This window comes from Mesorhizobium kowhaii, assembly GCF_042431665.1.
In the GTDB taxonomy this organism is placed as follows: Bacteria; Pseudomonadota; Alphaproteobacteria; order Rhizobiales; family Rhizobiaceae; genus Mesorhizobium; species Mesorhizobium kowhaii.
The window spans coordinates 130,721-149,769 of sequence record NZ_JBHLYT010000013.1; the positions used below are offsets into that span (position 1 = coordinate 130,721).

24 protein-coding genes are annotated in these 19,049 nt (G+C 62.9%); 16 read left to right on the forward strand and 8 right to left on the reverse strand.

The features are described from left to right. The first annotated feature begins 13 nt into the window (after positions 1 to 13). Both ACFFNA_RS12725 and ACFFNA_RS12730 read left to right on the forward strand, forming a co-directional pair. Positions 14 to 328 carry a MocE family 2Fe-2S type ferredoxin gene (locus tag ACFFNA_RS12725; RefSeq protein ID WP_111545076.1) on the forward strand — a complete coding sequence of 105 codons (315 nt, stop codon included), beginning with the start codon at positions 14 to 16 and terminating at the stop codon, positions 326 to 328. Further along, positions 325 to 1,563, forward strand: a complete 1,239-nt coding sequence (locus ACFFNA_RS12730; protein WP_378918644.1) for an NAD(P)/FAD-dependent oxidoreductase — start codon at positions 325 to 327, stop codon at positions 1,561 to 1,563. Before ACFFNA_RS12725 ends, ACFFNA_RS12730 begins: the two co-directional genes overlap by 4 nt. Before the next feature lie 71 nt (positions 1,564 to 1,634). Here ACFFNA_RS12730 and ACFFNA_RS12735 read toward each other — a convergent pair whose 3' ends face one another. The 5 genes from ACFFNA_RS12735 to hslV form a co-directional block, all read right to left on the reverse strand. Beyond that, positions 1,635 to 2,594 carry a DUF1402 family protein gene (locus ACFFNA_RS12735; protein ID WP_111545075.1) on the reverse strand — a complete coding sequence of 320 codons (960 nt, stop codon included), beginning with the start codon at positions 2,592 to 2,594 and terminating at the stop codon, positions 1,635 to 1,637. A 233-nt stretch (positions 2,595 to 2,827) separates the two neighbouring features. Then, on the reverse strand, positions 2,828 to 4,141 hold the full coding sequence (gene hslU, locus ACFFNA_RS12740) for an ATP-dependent protease ATPase subunit HslU (RefSeq protein ID WP_378918649.1): 1,314 nt from the start codon (positions 4,139 to 4,141) through the stop codon (positions 2,828 to 2,830). 4 nt (positions 4,142 to 4,145) lie between these two features. Further along, the gene (locus ACFFNA_RS12745; RefSeq protein WP_378918651.1) at positions 4,146 to 4,745 is read right to left on the reverse strand and encodes a DUF2585 domain-containing protein; all 600 of its coding nucleotides are present in this window, start codon (positions 4,743 to 4,745) and stop codon (positions 4,146 to 4,148) included. A gap of 3 nt (positions 4,746 to 4,748) precedes the next feature. Further along, on the reverse strand, positions 4,749 to 5,276 hold the full coding sequence (locus ACFFNA_RS12750; protein ID WP_378918653.1) for a GNAT family N-acetyltransferase: 528 nt from the start codon (positions 5,274 to 5,276) through the stop codon (positions 4,749 to 4,751). Further along, positions 5,266 to 5,817 carry an ATP-dependent protease subunit HslV gene (gene hslV, locus ACFFNA_RS12755; RefSeq protein ID WP_111545071.1) on the reverse strand — a complete coding sequence of 184 codons (552 nt, stop codon included), beginning with the start codon at positions 5,815 to 5,817 and terminating at the stop codon, positions 5,266 to 5,268. Before hslV ends, ACFFNA_RS12750 begins: the two co-directional genes overlap by 11 nt. 213 nt (positions 5,818 to 6,030) lie before the next feature. Between hslV and hisB the strand changes: the two genes are divergently transcribed. The 9 genes from hisB to coaA are packed head-to-tail and all read left to right on the forward strand — an operon-like array spanning position 6,031 to position 11,754. Next, positions 6,031 to 6,630: an imidazoleglycerol-phosphate dehydratase HisB gene (gene hisB, locus ACFFNA_RS12760; RefSeq protein WP_378918862.1), complete on the forward strand. Its 600-nt coding sequence runs from the start codon at positions 6,031 to 6,033 to the stop codon at positions 6,628 to 6,630. Positions 6,631 to 6,634: 4 nt separating this feature from the next. Next, on the forward strand, positions 6,635 to 7,111 hold the full coding sequence (locus ACFFNA_RS12765; protein WP_378918655.1) for a DUF2628 domain-containing protein: 477 nt from the start codon (positions 6,635 to 6,637) through the stop codon (positions 7,109 to 7,111). A 1-nt stretch (position 7,112) separates the two neighbouring features. Continuing rightward, on the forward strand, positions 7,113 to 7,763 hold the full coding sequence (gene hisH / locus ACFFNA_RS12770) for an imidazole glycerol phosphate synthase subunit HisH (protein WP_378918656.1): 651 nt from the start codon (positions 7,113 to 7,115) through the stop codon (positions 7,761 to 7,763). Between the two features lie 6 nt (positions 7,764 to 7,769). Further along, a complete protein-coding gene (locus tag ACFFNA_RS12775; protein WP_378918658.1) occupies positions 7,770 to 8,060 on the forward strand; it encodes a DUF1330 domain-containing protein in 291 nt (96 codons plus the stop codon). Positions 8,061 to 8,064: 4 nt separating this feature from the next. Beyond that, positions 8,065 to 8,814 carry a 1-(5-phosphoribosyl)-5-[(5-phosphoribosylamino)methylideneamino]imidazole-4-carboxamide isomerase gene (gene hisA / locus ACFFNA_RS12780; RefSeq protein ID WP_111545067.1) on the forward strand — a complete coding sequence of 250 codons (750 nt, stop codon included), beginning with the start codon at positions 8,065 to 8,067 and terminating at the stop codon, positions 8,812 to 8,814. Next, entirely contained in the window at positions 8,811 to 9,647 is an 837-nt protein-coding gene (locus ACFFNA_RS12785) for an arginase family protein (protein WP_111545066.1), read from the forward strand. The genes hisA and ACFFNA_RS12785 overlap by 4 nt, the downstream gene beginning before the upstream one ends. Beyond that, positions 9,644 to 10,438 carry an imidazole glycerol phosphate synthase subunit HisF gene (hisF, locus tag ACFFNA_RS12790; protein ID WP_378918661.1) on the forward strand — a complete coding sequence of 265 codons (795 nt, stop codon included), beginning with the start codon at positions 9,644 to 9,646 and terminating at the stop codon, positions 10,436 to 10,438. The genes ACFFNA_RS12785 and hisF overlap by 4 nt, the downstream gene beginning before the upstream one ends. A gap of 9 nt (positions 10,439 to 10,447) precedes the next feature. Further along, entirely contained in the window at positions 10,448 to 10,771 is a 324-nt protein-coding gene (locus ACFFNA_RS12795; protein ID WP_378918663.1) for a phosphoribosyl-ATP diphosphatase, read from the forward strand. Between the two features lie 23 nt (positions 10,772 to 10,794). Next, positions 10,795 to 11,754: a type I pantothenate kinase gene (gene coaA / locus ACFFNA_RS12800; RefSeq protein WP_111545063.1), complete on the forward strand. Its 960-nt coding sequence runs from the start codon at positions 10,795 to 10,797 to the stop codon at positions 11,752 to 11,754. Between the two features lie 37 nt (positions 11,755 to 11,791). Here the strand turns inward: coaA and ACFFNA_RS12805 are convergent, their stop codons facing one another. The 3 genes from ACFFNA_RS12805 to ACFFNA_RS12815 form a co-directional block, all read right to left on the reverse strand. Then, positions 11,792 to 12,445, reverse strand: a complete 654-nt coding sequence (locus ACFFNA_RS12805) for an alpha-ketoglutarate-dependent dioxygenase AlkB family protein (RefSeq protein ID WP_111545062.1) — start codon at positions 12,443 to 12,445, stop codon at positions 11,792 to 11,794. Between the two features lie 96 nt (positions 12,446 to 12,541). Then, on the reverse strand, positions 12,542 to 12,979 hold the full coding sequence (gene arfB / locus ACFFNA_RS12810; protein WP_111545061.1) for an alternative ribosome rescue aminoacyl-tRNA hydrolase ArfB: 438 nt from the start codon (positions 12,977 to 12,979) through the stop codon (positions 12,542 to 12,544). A gap of 76 nt (positions 12,980 to 13,055) precedes the next feature. Continuing rightward, positions 13,056 to 14,666 carry a phosphoenolpyruvate carboxykinase gene (locus ACFFNA_RS12815; protein WP_111545432.1) on the reverse strand — a complete coding sequence of 537 codons (1,611 nt, stop codon included), beginning with the start codon at positions 14,664 to 14,666 and terminating at the stop codon, positions 13,056 to 13,058. A gap of 343 nt (positions 14,667 to 15,009) precedes the next feature. On the opposite strand from ACFFNA_RS12815, the gene ACFFNA_RS12820 reads away from it, so the two are divergent. The 5 genes from ACFFNA_RS12820 (at position 15,010) to ACFFNA_RS12840 (ending at position 19,024) form a co-directional block, all read left to right on the forward strand. Continuing rightward, positions 15,010 to 15,711 carry a response regulator transcription factor gene (locus ACFFNA_RS12820; RefSeq protein WP_065011523.1) on the forward strand — a complete coding sequence of 234 codons (702 nt, stop codon included), beginning with the start codon at positions 15,010 to 15,012 and terminating at the stop codon, positions 15,709 to 15,711. Positions 15,712 to 15,795: 84 nt separating this feature from the next. Then, complete coding sequence (locus tag ACFFNA_RS12825; RefSeq protein ID WP_111545060.1) at positions 15,796 to 17,580, forward strand: sensor histidine kinase; 1,785 nt, start codon at positions 15,796 to 15,798, stop codon at positions 17,578 to 17,580. 123 nt (positions 17,581 to 17,703) lie between these two features. Continuing rightward, positions 17,704 to 18,165, forward strand: a complete 462-nt coding sequence (locus ACFFNA_RS12830; protein ID WP_111545059.1) for an HPr kinase/phosphorylase — start codon at positions 17,704 to 17,706, stop codon at positions 18,163 to 18,165. A 164-nt stretch (positions 18,166 to 18,329) separates the two neighbouring features. After that, on the forward strand, positions 18,330 to 18,731 hold the full coding sequence (locus ACFFNA_RS12835; protein ID WP_056589309.1) for a PTS sugar transporter subunit IIA: 402 nt from the start codon (positions 18,330 to 18,332) through the stop codon (positions 18,729 to 18,731). Further along, positions 18,728 to 19,024 carry an HPr family phosphocarrier protein gene (locus tag ACFFNA_RS12840; RefSeq protein WP_111545057.1) on the forward strand — a complete coding sequence of 99 codons (297 nt, stop codon included), beginning with the start codon at positions 18,728 to 18,730 and terminating at the stop codon, positions 19,022 to 19,024. The genes ACFFNA_RS12835 and ACFFNA_RS12840 overlap by 4 nt, the downstream gene beginning before the upstream one ends. Positions 19,025 to 19,049 lie beyond the last annotated feature (25 nt).

The following is a 19,049-nucleotide window of genomic DNA, read 5'->3' on the forward strand; positions in this document are numbered from 1 at the left end:
AGGGGAGGACTGAATGAGCGACTGGGTCGAGGCCTGTGCCGCCGGCGATATCGATGAAGAGGATGTGATGCGCTTCGATCATGGCGGCCGCACCTTCGCCATCTATCGCAGCCCGGACGATGACTATTTCGCCACCGACGGCCTTTGCACGCACGAAAAGGTGCATCTTGCCGACGGGCTGGTGATGGACGACATCATCGAATGCCCCAAGCACAATGGCCGCTTCAACTACAAGACGGGGGACGCCCGCGGCGCGCCGGTCTGCGTCAACCTCAAGACCTATCCGGTCAAAGTCGACGCCGGCAAAGTGCTGGTTCAGATCGGATGACGGCGATGGTGCACGGAATGGTCATCATCGGCGCCGGCGAATGCGGCGGTCGGGCAGCATTGGCGTTGCGCGATCTCGGCTATGAAGGGCCGGTGACGCTGGTCGGCGACGAACCGCATCTACCCTATGAACGGCCCCCTCTGTCCAAGGAAGCGATGACCAGCGATGCGCCCGAAATCAAGGCGATCGCCAGCGACGCAATTCTGGCCGAAAAATCGATCCGCCATATCCATTCCGTCCAGGCCGTGGCGATCGACCGTGCGGCGCATAGGGTGCGTCTGTCGGACGGTTCGGACCTGCCCTATGAGAAGCTGCTGCTGGCCACCGGCTCGACGCCGCGCAAGCTGCCGATGCCGGGATTGGGTTCGCGCTGCGTTTATCTCCGCACTTTCGCCGACGCGCTGGCCATTCGCGCCCATCTCAGCGCCGGCAACCGTATCGCCATTGTCGGCGGCGGCTTCATCGGCCTTGAGCTCGCTGCCGCGGCGCGCAAGCTCGGCGCTTCGGTCGCCGTGATCGAGGCGCAGCCGCGCATCCTGATGCGTGGCGTACCGGCCGAGATCGCCGAAATCATCCACGATGCGCATGTCGCTGAGGGCGTCGACATTCTGTGCGGCGACGGCATCGCTTCCATCGCCGACGACGGCAAAGAGGTTCGTGTGACGCTTGCTGGCGGACAGGAGATATCAGCCGATCTCGCCATCATCGGCATCGGCGCGGTGCCGGTGACCGGGCTGGCAGCCGAAGCGGGGCTGACGATCGACAACGGCATCGCTGTCGATGCGCAACTGCGCAGCAGCGATCCCGACATCTTCGCCGCCGGCGATTGCTGCTCGTTTCCGCTCGCCGTCTATGGCGGCCGGCGGGTGCGGCTGGAAGCCTGGCGCAACGCCCAGGAGCAGGGCGCGCTGGCGGCCAGGAACATGCTGGGCGCCGGCGAGGCGCATGCGGCGGTGCCGTGGTTCTGGTCGGATCAATATGGTCTATCCCTGCAGATCGCCGGGCTGTCCGACGAAGGCCGCAGCATCGTGCGCCGCGATCTCGACGACGGCGCCTTCATCCTCTTCCACCTCGCTGAGGACGGCAGGCTGATGGCGGCCAGCGGCATCGGTCCGGGCAACGCGGTCGCCCGCGACATCAGGCTGGCCGAAATGCTGATCGGCAAGCGGGCGAAGCCGGCGCCGGAAGCGCTTCGCTCACAAACGGTAAAATTGAAGTCACTGCTGGCGGCTTAGGGGCGGCGCAAACGCCCAAAAAAGGGGGCGAATTCAACTCTGGTGCGGCGCAACCCGAACCTCAACACGCCCTAGAAAAGCGCCTTCAGCTCCGGCAGCTTGTCGTTGACCAGCCAGCCGTAATAATTCTCCTCGGGCAGCTTTTCCGGCTCGCCGGCAGCGCGGCGCCTGTCGTTCTCCGCCTTCAGCGCATCGGCGCGCTGCTCCGGATTGCCGACATTGTAGAGCGTGGCGGTGAGCCCCGGATTGCCCGAAATGTCGAAGCCGGCAATGCTCTTGTAGGCGTCGATCGATTTCCTGATCGTCGCGGCGACGTAAGGCAGCGTCAGGTCCGGATCCATGATGGTCTTGTAGACCGAATTGGGATCGGCGACGTCGAGCTTCGGCAGGCCGGAAACCTTGTGCACGAGATCGCTCATCTGCAAGGCCGTCAGCGGGTTGAGCTGGCCGAGGCCGAAGGTCTGGCCGGCATAATAGGGCTGGAAGAAGGTGGCGCCGAAACGGTCATCGGGGAAACTCTCGCCACCGACGCTTTTGCCACGAAACGAATGGTTCCACACCTGCTCGCGGCATTCCCACAGATCATAGCTGTCCGACACCCCAGCGCATTTCTTGAATTCCGGCCGCTGCACGAAATCGGTGATGTCCTCGCCGTCATAGGCGAAGGAGAGCTTGCTGGAGAGATAGGAAATCGCCTTGACGTAGTAGGTCTGCAGCCGGTCGTAGGCGTCGACATTGTAGGTGTGCTCGCCGACGATGGCGCCGACAATGTGCAGGGGATCAATGCCGTAGGCGGCAGCGGCCTTCTTGATCTTGCCGCGCAGATCGGCGTCGTTCTGCAGCAAGGCATAGACCTTGCGGTACTTCGCCTGGAAGGTGGTGTTGGTGGCCTGCGTGCGCCGGCTCGAAGCGCCGGGAATATCGGGCTGCTCGGCGTTGCGGTTTCCCGGCGGCACCAATGTCGCCGCATTGGCGGCGAACAGCGTCGCCGCCAGCGTCAAGCCGAGAATGACCAGGATCAGTTTTTTCATGCGCCGCCGCCTGCAGATGTTGCCGCGCAAACTAGGTAGTGCTCTTGGTCGAGTCGAGAGCGCCCCATCCACCGGCAAGACGAAAGGTGGCCAGATGGTGCCATCTGGCCACACATGATTCTGTTTGCCAGACTGTGTTGCAACGCATCGGCTCAAAAATCGGAATCGATTTTTGTAAAGCACGATGCGTCACTTTGAAGAGGCCGGCACCGGAATAAACCCGGCGCCGTCGTTTAAAGGATGAATCGCGACAAATCTGTGTTTCTGGAGAGGTCGCCGACATGCTTTTCCACATAGGCGGCGTCGATGGTGACCGCAGTGCCATTGCGGTCGGGCGCGTCATAGGAGATTTCGTCCAGCACCCGCTCCATCACCGTCTGCAACCGCCGGGCGCCGATGTTCTCGACGCTGTCGTTGAGGTCGACGGCGATGCCGGCCAGCGAATCGATGGCGTCGTCGGTGAAGGTCAGTTCGACGCCCTCGGTCTTCATCAGCGCGATATACTGCTTGATCAGGCTGGCTTCGGTCTCGGTCAGGATGCGGACGAAATCGTCCTTCTCCAGCGCCCGCAATTCGACCCGGATCGGCAGGCGGCCCTGCAATTCAGGCAAAAGGTCGGATGGCTTCGAGACATGGAACGCCCCGGAGGCGATGAACAGGATGTGGTCGGTCTTCACCGGCCCATATTTGGTCGCCACCGTGGTGCCTTCGATCAGCGGCAAGAGGTCGCGCTGCACGCCTTCACGGGAAACGCCGGCGCCCATGCCGCCTTCACGCGACGCGATCTTGTCGATCTCATCGAGGAAGACGATGCCGTCATTCTCCGTCGCATCCAGCGCCTGGCGCACCACCTCGTCCTGGTCGAGCAGCTTGTCGGACTCGTCGTTGACCAGCAGCGCGTTGGATTCCTTGACTGTCGTCTTGCGCGACTTGGTCTTCTTGCCGCCCATCGCCTTCGACAGCATGTCGTTGATGTTCAGCACGCCGATATTGGCGCCCGGCATGCCGGGAATCTCGAAGCCGGGCATGCCGCCGCTGCCGGTGTCGGCCACTTCGATCTCGATCTCCTTGTCGTCGAGTTCGCCGTCGCGCAATTTCTTGCGGAAGCTATCGCGGGTGGCCGGGCTCGCCGTCTTGCCGACCAGCGCCTCCAGCACGCGTTCCTCGGCGTTGATGTGGGCGCGCGCCTTGACGTCCTCGCGCAACTTCTCGCGCACCAGGCCGATGGCGATCTCGACCAGGTCGCGGATGATCTGTTCGACATCGCGGCCGACATAGCCGACTTCGGTGAACTTGGTCGCCTCGACCTTGACGAAAGGCGCCCCGGCAAGGCGCGCCAGGCGGCGCGAGATCTCGGTCTTGCCGACGCCCGTCGGCCCGATCATCAGGATGTTCTTCGGCATCACCTCTTCGCGCATCTGGCCTTCCAGCTGCTGGCGGCGCCAGCGGTTGCGCAAGGCGATGGCCACGGCGCGCTTGGCGTCCTTCTGGCCGATGATGAAGCGGTCGAGTTCCGAAACGATTTCGCGGGGAGAGAATGTGCTCATATCACTAAATTCCACTTTGCCACTGCTTGATGGCCTCGAACGGATGCAGCAGCATGATCACGTTGAGTGTCAGATTGTCCCGGATGAGATAGCCGGTACCGAGTTCGAAGATGATGGCGAGGCTGACGATCACCCATATAGGTAGCCTTCGCGCCATCACAAATCCCAGCACCATGGCCAGTGTGTCGGACACCGAATTGATGATGCTGTCGCCGTAATAATCGAGCGAGATGGTACCGGCGCGGTAGCGGTCAATGATGAACGGGCTGTTTTCCAGCAGCTCCCAACCGCCCTCGATGAGGACCGCGAATGCCAGCCTCAAGCCGATCGGCGAACGCGGAAACAGGAACCGTGCCAGCGCGTAGAACAGGAAGCCGTGGATGATGTGCGAGAACGTATACCAGTCCGAAATGTGCTGGGAGTTCTCTGAACTCTGCACGACACCGTGCCAGAGCTTGACGTAACCGCAGGTGCAGATCGGCGTCCGGCCCATCAGGTAGAGCGTCACGGCCTGGACAATGACCAGGCCAAGCACGATCAGCAGCCCCATCCGCCAGCTGTTTTCATAGGCCGAGAGGTTTTTATCCTCGCCGGATGCGATCATGCCTTATTGCCCCTCTTCCGCGTCGCCTTCTTCGGCATCGATAGCCATCAGCACGACGTCGCCATATTCCGATTGCCTGCGGTCGATACGCCTGAAACCAGCCTTTTCATAGGCGCGGATGGCGCGTCCGTTGGCGGGATCCGGGTCGATGATGACACGCGGCACGCCTTCCTCGAACAGCTGTTCGACGAACTGCCGCACGATCGCCGAGCCGTGGCCGCGGCCGACCAGCTCCGGCCGGCCGATAGACAGGTCGATGCCGAGTGTGCCGAACGGCTGGTCGGCATAGGGGTGGTCGTCTTCCAGATGCGGGTCGTAGCTCTGCAGGTAGGCGATCGGTCTGCCGTCGAGCTCGACGATCAGCGGCTCGACGGAAATGCTGTCGATGTGGTCGCGAATCCCGGCGATTTCCGTCTCTGGATCGTCCCACCATTGCGCGACATGCGGCTCGTCGAGCCAGCCGGCGATCATCGGCAGGTCTTTTTCGGTCACCGGCCGAAAATCATAAAGGAAAGCCGGATCAACCGGCATCGAGCGTTTCGATGACAAAGTTGTTATTGGTGTAGACGCAGATATCGGACGCGATCTGCATCGCCTTGCGGGCGATCTCTTCGGCATCCTTGTCGGTGTCCATCAGCGCGCGTGCCGCGGCCAGTGCGTAATTGCCGCCGGAACCGATGGCCATGACGCCATGTTCGGGTTCGAGCACGTCGCCGGTGCCGGTCAGCGCCAGCGAGATCGACTTGTCGGCAACCAGCATCATCGCTTCCAGCCGGCGCAGATAGCGGTCGGTGCGCCAGTCCTTGGCGAGCTCGACACAGGCGCGCGTCAGTTGGTCGGGATATTGTTCGAGCTTGGCTTCCAGCCGCTCCAGCAGCGTGAAGGCATCGGCGGTGGCGCCGGCGAAACCGGCAATCACATTGCCGCCCTTGCCGATGCGGCGCACTTTCCTGGCATTGCCCTTCATGATGGTCTGGCCAAGGCTGACCTGGCCGTCGCCGGCGATCACCACCTTGTTGCCCTTGCGCACCGTCACGATGGTCGTGGCGTGCATGGTCAGTTCATTCGACATTTCCTGGCTCCGATTCGCGCGATCCCAAAAAGGCGATTGGCGCGGTACGAGTGACTTGATCGGCCATATGTATGCACAGGCCCGGTGATTGCAAACGGCTCGATACCGACCGGGATGGCAACTGGCAATCGCCGGATCATGCTGCTAGAAGGCTTTCGTTTTCAAGCCGGTGAAGGCTTGGATCGCATCAAACCCTGGGACAAGGACAAGGTCATGTCGCCCCGTTCCGCCGAAGTCAGCCGCAAGACCAAGGAAACCGATATCGCCGTATCGGTCCATGTCGACGGCTCGGGCAAATCAGACATTTCGACGGGCGTCGGTTTCTTCGACCATATGCTGGATCAGCTGTCGCGCCATTCCTTGATCGACATGACGGTCAAGGCCAAGGGCGATCTGCATATCGACGACCACCACACCGTCGAGGACACCGGCATCGCGCTCGGCCAGGCGCTGGCCAAGGCACTCGGCGAGCGGCGCGGCATCATGCGCTATGCCTCGATCGACCTTGCCATGGACGAGACGCTGACGCGCGCGGCGATCGATGTGTCCGGCCGGCCGTTCCTGGTCTGGAACGTTTCCTTCTCGTCGCCGAAGATCGGTACGTTCGACACCGAACTGGTGCGTGAATTCTTCCAGGCGCTGGCGCAAAATGCCGGCATCACGCTGCATGTCACCAACCACTATGGCGCCAACAATCACCATATCGCCGAGACCTGCTTCAAGGCGGTGGCGCGTGCGCTGCGCACAGCGCTAGAACGCGACCCGCGCCAGCCGGACGCGGTTCCTTCCACCAAGGGATCGTTGAAGGGATAGCGTGATGGCCGCTTATGTCGTGATGGAACCGCCCGGCCGCCGCGAGAAGGTTGACGCCACGGCTTTTGTCCGCGATGGCTTCACCTGGCTGGGTTTTCTGGTGCCGCCGCTATGGTTCGTCTGGCATCGGCTGTGGATCGAAGCAGCACTCGCCTTCGTCGTCATGGGCCTGCTTTCGATGCTTGGCCAAAGGCTCGGCCTTGGGCTCGCCGGCTCGCTGCTGTCGCTCCTGGTTTCGCTCTATGTCGGGTTGGAGGGGCAGGGCCTGCGGATCGCAGCGCTCCGTCGGCGCGGCTGGCATGAATGGGGCGTGGTCGAGGCCGGCTGGCTCGATGAGGCCGAGATGCGCTATGCGCTGGAGGCGGAAGCACTTTCCGATCAAGCCGCTCCAGTGCCGCGCATGGTTCCGGATGCCGCCCTTGCGCGCCCGGCGCAGCCGGGCATCGCGCTGGGGCTGACCCACATTCCGGGACGGACCTGACATGCGGGTTGCGATCATCGATTACGGCTCGGGCAATCTGCGCTCGGCCACCAAGGCCTTCGAGCGCGCCGCGCGTGAAGCCGGCATATCAGCTGAAATCGACCTGACCGCCGATGCGGAACGGGTCCGCACCGCCGACCGCATCGTCCTGCCCGGCGTCGGTGCCTATGCCGACTGCGCGGCCGGCTTGCGCGCCGTCGCCGGCATGTGGGAAGCGGTCGAGGAGGTCGCCGTGGCCAAGGGCCGGCCTTTCCTGGGCATCTGCGTCGGCATGCAGCTGATGTCCGAGCGCGGCCTGGAAAAGACCGTCACCAACGGCTTTGGCTGGATCGCCGGCGACGTCAAGGAGATCACGCCGGCCGATCCCTCACTGAAGATCCCGCAGATCGGCTGGAACACGATCGAAATCAAGCGTCAACACCCGCTGTTTGCGGGCATCCCGACCGGGCCGGACGGACTGCACGCTTATTTCGTGCATTCCTACCATCTCGATGCGCAGAAGCCCGACGAGGTTCTGGCGATCGCCGACTATGGCGGCCCGGTGACGGCCACCGTCGCCCGCGACAATCTCGTCGGCACGCAGTTCCACCCCGAAAAGAGCCAGGCGTTGGGCTTGGCGCTGATCACCAATTTCCTGCGCTGGAGGCCCTGAAGCATCATGAGCAAGAAGGGCTACTGGATGGCGATGATCGATGTTCGCGATCCCAATGTGTACAAGCAATACATCGAGGCGAATGCCGTCGCCTTCACTAAGTACGGCGCGAGATTCCCCGTGCGGGCCGGTCGCTACGAGAATCCGGAAGGACCGACCGGAAACCGCCACGTGCTGGTCGAGTTCGAATCCTACGACAAGGCGGTCGAATGCTATCATTCGCCCGAATATCAGCATGCCTCGAAGTTTCGGTTTGCCGCCTCGACAGGCCATTTCGTCATCGTTGAAGGCGCTTGAACGGATGATCCTTTTCCCCGCCATCGATCTCAAGGACGGCCAATGCGTGCGTCTGAAGCACGGCGATATGGCGACCGCGACCATCTACAATGACGACCCGGCCGCCCAGGCCAAAGCCTTCGAGCAACAGGGCTTCGAATGGCTGCATGTCGTCGACCTCAATGGCGCCTTCAAGGGCCAGAGCGTCAACAGCGCGGCGGTCGGCGCCATCCTCAAGGCGACGAAGAACCCGGTCCAGCTCGGCGGTGGCATCCGCACCTTGCCGCAGATCGAAGACTGGCTCGATCGCGGGCTGGCCCGTGTCATCCTCGGCACGGTGGCGGTGCGCGATCCCGATCTGGTCAAGCAGGCCTGCAAGGCGTTCCCGGGCAAGGTGGCAGTCGGCATCGACGCCAAGGGCGGCAAGGTCGCCGTCGAAGGCTGGGCCGAGGCGTCCAGCCTCGGGGTCATCGAATTGGCGAAGAAATTCGAGGGCGCCGGCGTCGCCGCCATCATCTACACCGATATCGACCGCGACGGCGTGCTGACCGGCATCAACTGGGACGCCACCATCAGTCTCGCCGACGCCGTGTCTATTCCCGTCATTGCGTCCGGCGGCCTCGCCTCGATCGCCGACATCGTGCGCATGACCATGCCCGATGCGCAGAAGCTCGAAGGCGCGATCTCCGGCCGGGCGCTCTATGACGGCCGCATCGATCCGGCCGAGGCGCTGGCGATCCTGCAAGGCAGGCCGGCGATGGAGACGCGGCCGTGAAGATCTCGATCATCCTGGCGTCCTATGACAGCGGCCATTATCATGGCGGCATGGGCCAGGGGCCGGACGCACTGATATCAGGCGGTCTCGTCGATGCCTTGACCATGGCGGGTCACGACGTCGCGGTCGAGGACATCGGCAGGGTCGGAGACGACCAAGAGCGCGAGATCGCCACCGGCTTTGCCGTCTGCAACGCCGTCGCGGCCGAGGTTCGCTTTGCTCGCGACAGCGGTCGCTTTCCCATCGTTCTCTCAGGAAATTGCCTGACCAGCGCCGGCGCAGTCGCTGGCGAAGGCGCCGATGCAATCATCTGGGCCGACCAGCACGGCGACCTCAACACGCCCGAGACATCCGTCTATGGCTTTCTCGACGGCATGGCGCTGGCGACGGTACTCGGCCTGTGTTGGCGGCCGATGGCGGCGGCCATTCCAGGCTTCCAGCCGATCGATCCGTCACGTTGCGTGCTCGTCAACGCGCGCGATCTCGATCCGGCGGAAAAACAGCTTCTCGAGACATTGCCGATCCTTCGAACAGAATGCCCTGGAGTGGCCCAGGCGACCGAAAGACTGAAGGTTGCCGGCGCCAAACGCGTGCATATGCATCTCGATCTGGACGTGCACGATCCCGAGGAGCTGCAGGCCAACCGCTACGTCAGTTCGGGCGGGCCGAACCCGGAACAATTGCGCGACGCGGCTTGCGCCATGGCCCTTACGGTGCCGGTGGTCGGCATCACCGTTTCCGCCTACGATCCGGCTTTCGATGCGCAGGCCGATGTTCCCCCGCTTGTCGGCCAGCTGCTGAACGATCTCATCGCCACGATAGAGGGAAGGTGATGCTGAAAGCCCGTGTCATCCCCTGCCTCGACGTCAAGAACGGCCGTGTCGTCAAGGGCGTCAACTTCGTCGATCTCATCGACGCCGGCGATCCAGTCGAGGCGGCCAAGGCCTATGACGCGGCCGGCGCCGACGAGCTCTGCTTCCTCGACATCACGGCTTCATCGGACAATCGCGAGACCATCTTCGACGTCGTTGCCCGCACCGCCGAACAGTGCTTCATGCCGCTGACAGTCGGCGGCGGCGTGCGCCAGGTCGCCGACATCAGGAAGCTGCTGCTTGCCGGTGCCGACAAGGTGTCGATCAACACGGCGGCGGTGAAGAACCCGGATTTCGTCGCCGAGGCCGCCGACAAGTTCGGCAACCAGTGCATCGTCGTCGCCATCGACGCCAAGAAGGTGTCAGGCGCCGGCGAAGCCGATCGCTGGGAGATCTTCACCTATGGCGGACGCGAGAAAACCGGCATCGATGCGGTTGAATTTGCTCAGCTGATGGTCGATCGCGGCGCCGGCGAGATCCTTTTGACCTCGATGGACCGAGACGGCACCAAGGCCGGTTATGACATCGCGCTGACCCGCGCGATTGCAGATGCGGTGCGCGCGCCGGTCATCGCGTCCGGCGGCGTCGGCACACTCGATCATATGGTCGAAGGCATCCGTGATGGCCATGCCGGCGCGGTGCTGGCGGCATCCATCTTCCATTTCGGAACCTACACGATAGGGCAAGCCAAGGCGCATATGGCCCGAGCCGGGCTGCCGATGCGGCTGGACTCGCCCGGTAATCGGTCTTAAACGGCGGCCATGACCGAGTTTTCGCTCTCCGACCTGGAAAAAATCGTCCGGGAACGCGCCTATTCCGGTGACCCGGATTCGTGGACGGCAAAGCTGTTTGCGCGCGGCATCGACAAGGCGGCGCAGAAGCTCGGCGAAGAGGCTGTCGAGACAGTGATTGCCGCCGTCAAGGGCGACAAACAGGCCCTCGTTTCGGAAAGCGCCGATCTCATATATCATTGGCTCGTCGTTCTCGGCATCTCAGGGGTTCCGCTGAGCGATGTGCTTAGGGAACTCGAAGGCCGCACCGGGCGTTCGGGCATTGCCGAGAAGGCGTCACGGCCCAAGGGCTGACCGCGAGGAGGGTAGGAATCTCGATGGACCAGCTCGCGCCAACCGAGAAATATTCCCCCTTTCGTTTCTTCTCCGCCGAGCAATGGTCGCAATTCCGCGCCGACACGCCGCTGACGCTGAGCGAGGACGAATTCCGCCGCCTGCGTTCGCTCAACGACCCGGTCGACCTCGAAGAGGTCAAGCGCATCTACCTGTCGCTGTCGCGGCTCTTATCCGCGCATGTCGAAGCGAGCCAGTTGCTGTTCAGGCAGCGCCAGGCCTTCTTCAACGCGGTCGACGTGGTCAAGACGCCGTTCATCATCGGCATTGCCGGCTCCGTCGCGGTCGGCAAATCGACCACCGCGCGCGTATTGAAGGAGTTGCTGGCGCGCTGGCCATCGAGCCCCAAGGTCGATCTCATCACCACCGACGGTTTCCTGCTGCCCAACGAGGTCCTGCGCCGCGAAAACCTGATGGAGCGCAAGGGTTTTCCCGACAGCTACGATGTCGGCGCGCTGCTGCGCTTCCTGTCGGGCATCAAGTCGGCGCTGCGCAATGTCCGCGCGCCGGTCTATTCGCACCTGACCTATGACGTCATTCCCGGCGAGTTCGTCACCATCGACCGGCCGGACATCCTGATCTTCGAAGGCATCAACGTCCTGCAGCCCGGCAAGCTGCCGCAGGACGGCAAGATCGTGCCCTTCCTGTCGGACTTCTTCGACTTCGCCATCTATATCGATGCCGACGAGAAGCTGATCCATCAATGGTACACCGCTCGTTTCATGCGGCTGCGCGAAACCGCCTTCCGCAATCCGGACTCCTTCTTTCACCGCTATTCGCAGCTCTCGGAGGATTCGGCCCGCGCCATCGCCGAAGGCCTGTGGACCAACATCAATCTGAAGAATTTGCGCGAGAACATCCTGCCGACGCGGGCCCGCGCCGACCTCATCCTGCGCAAGGGCGCCGATCACCTGATCGAGGAAGTGGCGCTCAGGAAGCTGTGACGGCGGCCGCCAGCGCGTCAATTTTCCTGGAATTGCCTTATAGGCCCTCTCGCGAGCCTTCGTCCGGCGCGGCTGAGATCGGTTTCGTCACCCGCCGCAGTGTCAGATTGATGCGGCCGCCATTTTTCAGCAATGCCGAGGTCGAGGGATAAATGCGGTCGACGCCGTGAAAGCTGAGGCGCCCTTCGCCGCCGAGCACCACGACGTCGCCGCTTTTCAGCCTGAACGACCGGGTCGCCCCCTCACGCGTCGTCTGGCCGACCCGGAACAGGCAATCGTCGCCCAGTGAAACGGAAACCACCGGTGCCGAAAACTCGGCCTCGTCGCGGTCCTGATGCAGGCCCATTTTTGCGTCCGGCGTGTAGAAATTGACCAGGCAGGCTTCCGGCGGATGCGGATAGCCCGACACCTGCCGCCACAGGTCGAGCAGCCCGTCCGGAATTGGCGGCCATGGCAATCCGGTCACCGGATGCGTCGGCTGGTAGCGGTAGCCGCCTTCCTTGTCGGTGACCCAGCCGAGCGGGCCGCAATTGGTCATGCGCACGCTCATCTCCTTGCCGGTGCGCGGCATCGCCGGCACGAACAGCGGCGCCTGCTGCACGATGCCTCTCACCGCCTCGACCAGCGCTTCCTGCACGGTGCGTGACAGGTAGGCCGGCATGTGGCGGACGCCTTTGGGCAGGACGAGCATGAGGTCGGTTCAATCGAGTCAATCGTGTGAAACAGGATGACATGATGAGTCGCTCCCGGCGACCCGAAAACCGCATGTCCGGACACTTCCGATGGCTCAATCGTCGCCAACGCGGCCGCGCAGTTTTTTGATCGTGCCGCGTCCGGCCTTGCTCTTCAGCCGCCGCTCCACCGCACCTTTCGACGGCCGCGTCTTCTTGCGTGGTGGCGGTGGCGGCTCGGCGGCCTTGGCGACCAGTGCCGTGAGCCTTGCCCGTGCGTCCGCCCGGTTCTGTTCCTGGGTGCGGAAGCGGCCTGCCTCTATGACGATGACACCGTCCTTGGTGGCACGCTGGCCGGCAAGCTTGATCGTCCGCTCGCGCACGCGCTCCGAAAGACCCGTTGCGTTGGCCGCGTCGAAGCGCAGCTGCACCGCCGTCGCCACCTTGTTGACGTTCTGGCCGCCCGGACCGGACGAGCGGATGAAGTCCTCGTGCAGGTCGCCCGGGTGGATCACCGCATCGTCGGCAATGATGATGTCGTCGTCGCTCGCCATGCCGCAGTCATGGCGCGGCGGATCGAAAAAGAAAAGGCCCGATCGAAACCGGGCCTTTCAACGACAGGCTGACTGATTACTCCGCCGCTTCCTGCATGTGGGGGGCGGCACCCAGCACCACGGCGTCGACATGGCTTTCGAACTTCTCGAAATTGTCGATGAACATGCCGACCAGCCTTGCCGCCTGCCGGTCATAACCGGCCTTGTCCGCCCAGGTCGACCGCGGATCGAGAATGGCGCTGTCGACGCCCGGGACAGCCATCGGCACCACGAAACCGAAATGAGGGTCGGTGCGGAACTCGGCCGCCTTCAGCGAGCCGTCGAGTGCTGCCGCAAGCAATGCTCGCGTTGCCTTGATCGGCATCCGCTTGCCGGTGCCGTAGGCGCCGCCGGTCCAGCCGGTGTTGACCAGCCAGCAATCGGCGTCATGGCGGGCAATCAACTCGCGCAGCAAATTGCCGTATTCCGAGGGATGGCGCGGCATGAACGGCGCGCCGAAGCAGGTCGAAAACGTCGCTTCGGGTTCGGTCACGCCCTTTTCGGTTCCGGCCACCTTGGCCGTGTAGCCGGACAGGAAATGATACATCGCCTGTGCCGGGGTCATCCGGGCGATCGGCGGCATCACGCCGAAGGCATCGGCGGTCAGCATGATGATGTTCTTCGGATGACTGGCGCGTCCCGTCTTGCTGGCATTGGGGATGAAATCCAGCGGGTAGGCGCAGCGCGTGTTCTCTGTGAGCCTTCCGTCGTTGAAATCCGGCACGCGGTTCGCGTCCAGCACGACATTCTCCAGCACCGTGCCGAAGCGCTGCGTGGTGGCGAAGATTTCCGGTTCGGCTTCCGCCGACAGCTTGATCGTCTTGGCGTAGCAGCCGCCTTCGAAATTGAAGATGCCGTGCGGTCCCCAGCCATGCTCATCGTCGCCGATCAGCGTGCGCGACGGATCGGCCGAGAGCGTCGTCTTGCCGGTGCCTGATAGGCCGAAGAAGATGGCGGCGTCGCCGCTCTCACCCTCATTGGCCGAGCAATGCATCGGCATCACGCCCTTCGCCGGCAGCAGATAGTTGAGCATGGTGAACACCGACTTCTTCATCTCGCCGGCATAGGAGGTGCCGCCGATCAGCACGATCTTGTGCGTCAGGTCGACAGCGATCACCGTTTCGGTGCGGCTGCCGTGACGGGCGGGATCGGCGCGGAACGACGGCAGGTCGATGATCGTCATCTCAGGCACGAAATGCTCGAGCTCGGCAGCATCCGGGCGGATGAGCAGATTGCGGATGAACAGCGAGTGCCAGGCGAGTTCGGTAACCACCCTGGTCGGCAGCTTCAGCCCTTCGTCAGCGCCGCCGACCAGATCCTGCACGTAAAGATCCCTGGCCGCGGCGTGATCGCGGAAATCGGCAAGCAGCAGGTCGAACTGGGCCTGTGAGATCGCCTTGTTGTTGTCCCACCAGACATGCGGCTCGGTGGCGCCGTCGCGCACGACGAATTTGTCCTTGGGCGAGCGGCCGGTGTGCTGGCCGGTCTCGGCGACCAGTGCGCCATGTGCGGTGAGCCGGGCCTCGCCGCGCCGGATCGATTCCTCGTAAAGGGCCGCTGCACCGAAATTATAGCGCACCACGCCGGTGGTTTTCAGGCCGATATGATCGATCGCGCAGGCAGAATTGCGTTTGCCGACTTCCGACATCAAGTGTCCCTCTTCGTTTTCCGCATCTTTGCCGGCGTATTTTCCGGCAGGCCCACGACGCAGGCTGAGATCGTCAGAACCAGAAAAGCCAAATGATATCAAATCATTAATCGATTTAAATATTTTGAAAGTTGTTTAAATCGTTTATATGTGCAAAAAGTTTGGCGGTTGCCCAAAGGATTGGCGGTGTTCGTTCGTCCAATCCATATCGAGGTAGGATTGTGGCCGCCGGCATGCCGCGCGTGACAGCGGACAAGGCCTATGCCACATTTTGTACCTAATTTGTCCTGCAAAAGCCCCTTCTCTACAAAAGAAGGGACAGCTCATGAGGGAGCCGCTTGAAATGGCAACAATCGCGCTTGTCGATGACGACCGCAACATTCTGACATCGGTGTCGATCGCCCTCGAATCCGAAGGGTATCGGGTCGAGACCTACACGGATGGTGCGTCTGCGCTGGAAGGGTTGGCGGCACGCCCGCCGAATCTTGCCATCCTCGACATCAAGATGCCGCGCATGGATGGCATGGAACTGCTGCGCCGGATGCGTCAGAAATCCGACCTTCCGGTGATCTTCCTGACCTCCAAGGACGACGAGATCGACGAATTGTTCGGCCTCAAGATGGGCGCCGACGATTTCATCCGCAAACCGTTCTCGCAGCGTCTGCTGGTCGAGCGGGTGCGCGCCGTGCTGCGCCGCGCCAGTGCCCGCGAGGCTTCGGCAAAGACGCCCAGCCAGCAGGCCCGCTCGCTCGAACGCGGCCAGCTTGTCATGGACCAGGAGCGCCACACCTGCACCTGGAAAGGCGAGCCGGTGACGCTGACCGTCACCGAATTCCTGATCCTGCATTCGCTGGCGCAGCGTCCCGGTGTCGTAAAAAGCCGTGATGCGCTGATGGATTCGGCTTATGATGAACAGGTCTATGTCGACGACCGAACCATCGACAGCCACATCAAGCGGCTGCGCAAGAAGTTCAAGGCCGTCGACGACGACTTCGAGATGATCGAAACCCTTTACGGAGTCGGATACCGGTTCCGCGAAGCGTAAGTTGATGCATGTCGCCCAAAAGTGGTCCCGGTTTTGGGACAACGACATGCATCAAAGCAAAGACTAGGCGGGAGCTGCTATTCGATGGCAGTGGAAGCACAGCGAAGCAGACCGGCGGGCGCCTCCAGGCGGCCGTCGCGCATCATGCCGTCATTCGTGTCGAAAATCACGGTGCCGATGCGCCGCTTCCTCGGCCATCATATCTTTTCCAGCCTGACGCGGCGTATCCTCTTCCTCAACCTCGCCGGCTTGGCCGTCCTGGTGACCGGCATCCTCTATCTCAACACCTTCCGTGACGGGCTGATCGACGCCCGCGTCGAAAGCCTGATGACCCAGGGGGAGATCATCGCCGGCGCCATCGCCGCGTCGGCGACGGTCGAGACGGATTCGATCAGCATCGACCCGGAAAAGCTGCTCGAGCTGCAGGCCGGCGAAAGCCTCGGGCCGGGCTCGGACCAGCTCGACAATCTCGACTTCCCGATCAATCCGGAGCGCGTCGCGCCGGTGCTGCGAAGGCTGATCTCGCCGACCCGGACGCGCGCCCGCATCTATGACCGCGACGCCAATCTGCTGCTCGATTCGCGCCATCTCTATTCGCGCGGCCAGATCCTGCGCTACGACCTGCCGCCGGTCGACGAGGAAGAGCCCGATCTGGTCGAGCGCATCCAGAAGTTTGTCTTCGATTTCTTCCGCAACACCGAGCTGCCGGTCTATCACGAGCAGCCGGGTGGCAATGGCGCCGCCTTCCCGGAAGTGGTCAAGGCGCTCACCGGCAGCCCGTCGACCATCGTGCGCATCTCGGAACAGGGCGAGCAGATCGTCTCGGTGGCGGTGCCGATCCAGCGCTTCCGCGCCGTTCTCGGCGTGTTGATGCTGTCGACCGAAGGCGGCGACATCGACAAGATCGTCGCCGCCGAGCGCAAGGCGATCCTGCGCGTGTTCGGCATCGCGGCCCTTGTCACCGCCATCCTGTCGATGCTGCTCGCCTCCACCATCGCCAATCCGCTGCGCCGGCTGTCGGCGGCTGCCGTGCGGGTGCGGCGCGGCGTCAAGAGCCGCGAGGAAATCCCGGACTTTTCCGACCGCCAGGATGAGATCGGCAATCTGTCGATCGCCATACGCGACATGACCAACGCGCTCTACGCCCGCATCGAGGCGATCGAAAGCTTTGCGGCTGACGTGTCGCACGAATTGAAGAACCCGCTGACGTCGCTGCGCAGCGCGGTGGAAACCTTGCCGCTGGCCAAGAACGACAATTCGCGCGGCCGGCTGATGGACATCATCCAGCACGATGTCAGGCGACTGGACCGGCTCATCACCGACATTTCCGACGCCTCCCGTCTTGATGCCGAGCTGGCGCGTGAAGATGCAGGCACGGTCGACCTGAAGAAATTCATCACCGATCTCGTCGCCGTTTCGCGTGAAGCCACGCGCAACAAGAAGGCGGTCGAGATCGAATTCAAGGTCGCCAAGCTGCCGCAGGGCGTCAAAGGCTATGTGGTCGTCGGCCATGATCTGCGCATCGGTCAGGTCATCACCAACCTGATCGAGAACGCCCGTTCCTTCGTTCCCGAAGACCATGGCCATATCAGCCTGTCGCTGGCGCGCGCCGGCAAGTTCAACATCGTCACCGTCGACGACAATGGTCCCGGCATCCGCGCCGACAACATCGACCGCATCTTCGAACGCTTCTACACCGACCGGCCGGCCGGCGAGGCGTTCGGCCAGAATTCGGGCCTTGGCCTGTCGATATCCAGGCAGATCGTCGAGGCCCATGGCGGCACCTTGACCGCCGAAAACATCCCCGGCACCAAACCCGGCGAAATCAAGGGCGCGCGTTTTGTCGTGACGCTGCCGGCCGAAGCATGATCCCGAAAAGTGGAAACCGGTTTTCGGACAGGATCATGCTTCATGCAAAAGGCATGATCCCGAAAAGTGGGAACCGGTTTTCGGACAAGATCATGCCATCCAAAAACATGATCGGGCAAGATCGTGCCTGATCCGGTTGCGCAGCCTGAAAACATTCACGGAACCGCGATCCTGATCGGCGAGCGCGGCGTCCTTATCACCGGGCCATCCGGCGCCGGCAAGACGACGCTGGCACTGACACTCCTGGACCATTGCCGCGCGCGCGGGCTGTTCTCGCGGCTGATCGGCGACGACAGGCTGCTTGCCGCGGCCCGCGCCGGGCGGCTGGTCTGTCGCGTGCCGGCGACCATCGCCGGTCTCGCCGAAGTACCTGGGTTCATGCCGCGCCCGCTGCCGTTCGAGCCGGGCGGAGTGATCGACCTCCATGTGAGGCTGGTGCCAAAGGCAGAGATGGCCCGTTTCCAGGAGGAAATCAGCGAGCCGGTCGCAGGCTGCCCGGTGCCGCGTATCGACCTTGCCGAGCGTAACGCCGCCACGGCCTTGCCCGCCGTGATGGCGCGGCTGTCGATCGCGCCTTTTCTATGATCCGCTCCGGATTTTTTGCTGCAATGCGTCAAAATGGCATGGGCCGGCGCAATTTGGGGCTTGTCAACCGGCCGCGCGTCGACAAGATAGCGCTCCCGCCGCCTGGAATGGCTGGCGAGCATAATATGCGCCTGTGAAGCGGCGATGACGGGAGCCACCAAAGAATGATCGGACTCGTGCTTGTAACGCACGGTCAACTGGCCGCCGAATTTCGACATGCCGTGGAACATGTCGTCGGGCCACAAGACAATTTCGAAACCGTGGCGATCGGCGCCGATGACGATATGGAGCAGCGTCGCCGCGACATCGTCGATGCCGTGGCCCGTGTCGACACCGGAACGGGCGTCATCGTGCTGACCGACATGTTCGGCGGCACGCCCTCCAACCTTGCCATTTCGGTGATGGAGTCCGGTCGCACCGAGGTGATCGCCGGCATGAACCTGCCGATGCTGATCAAGCTCTCCTCGATCCGCAAGGGCGACAACATGGCGGCCGCGCTAGACGAGGCGCAGGCCGCCGGCCGCAAATACATCAACGTCGCCAGTCAGCTTTTGAGCAGCAAATGAACGCGCTGTCCCCGGAAAAAGATCAGATCATCCGGGACTTTCCCATCATCAACCAGCGCGGCCTGCACGCGCGCGCCTCAGCGAAATTCGTCCAGCTGGCGAGCGGCTTCGACGCCTCGGTGCATGTCGAGAAGGACGGTGTCAAGGTTGGCGGCACCTCGATCATGGGCCTGATGATGCTGGCGGCAAGCCCCGGCTACTCGATCCGTGTCACTGCCAGCGGGCCGGAGGCGCTGCAGGTCATCGACGCGCTGGAGCAATTGGTGGCGTCCCGCTTCGGCGAGGAAAGCTGATCCTCGCGCGGAGCGAAGAAGCTCT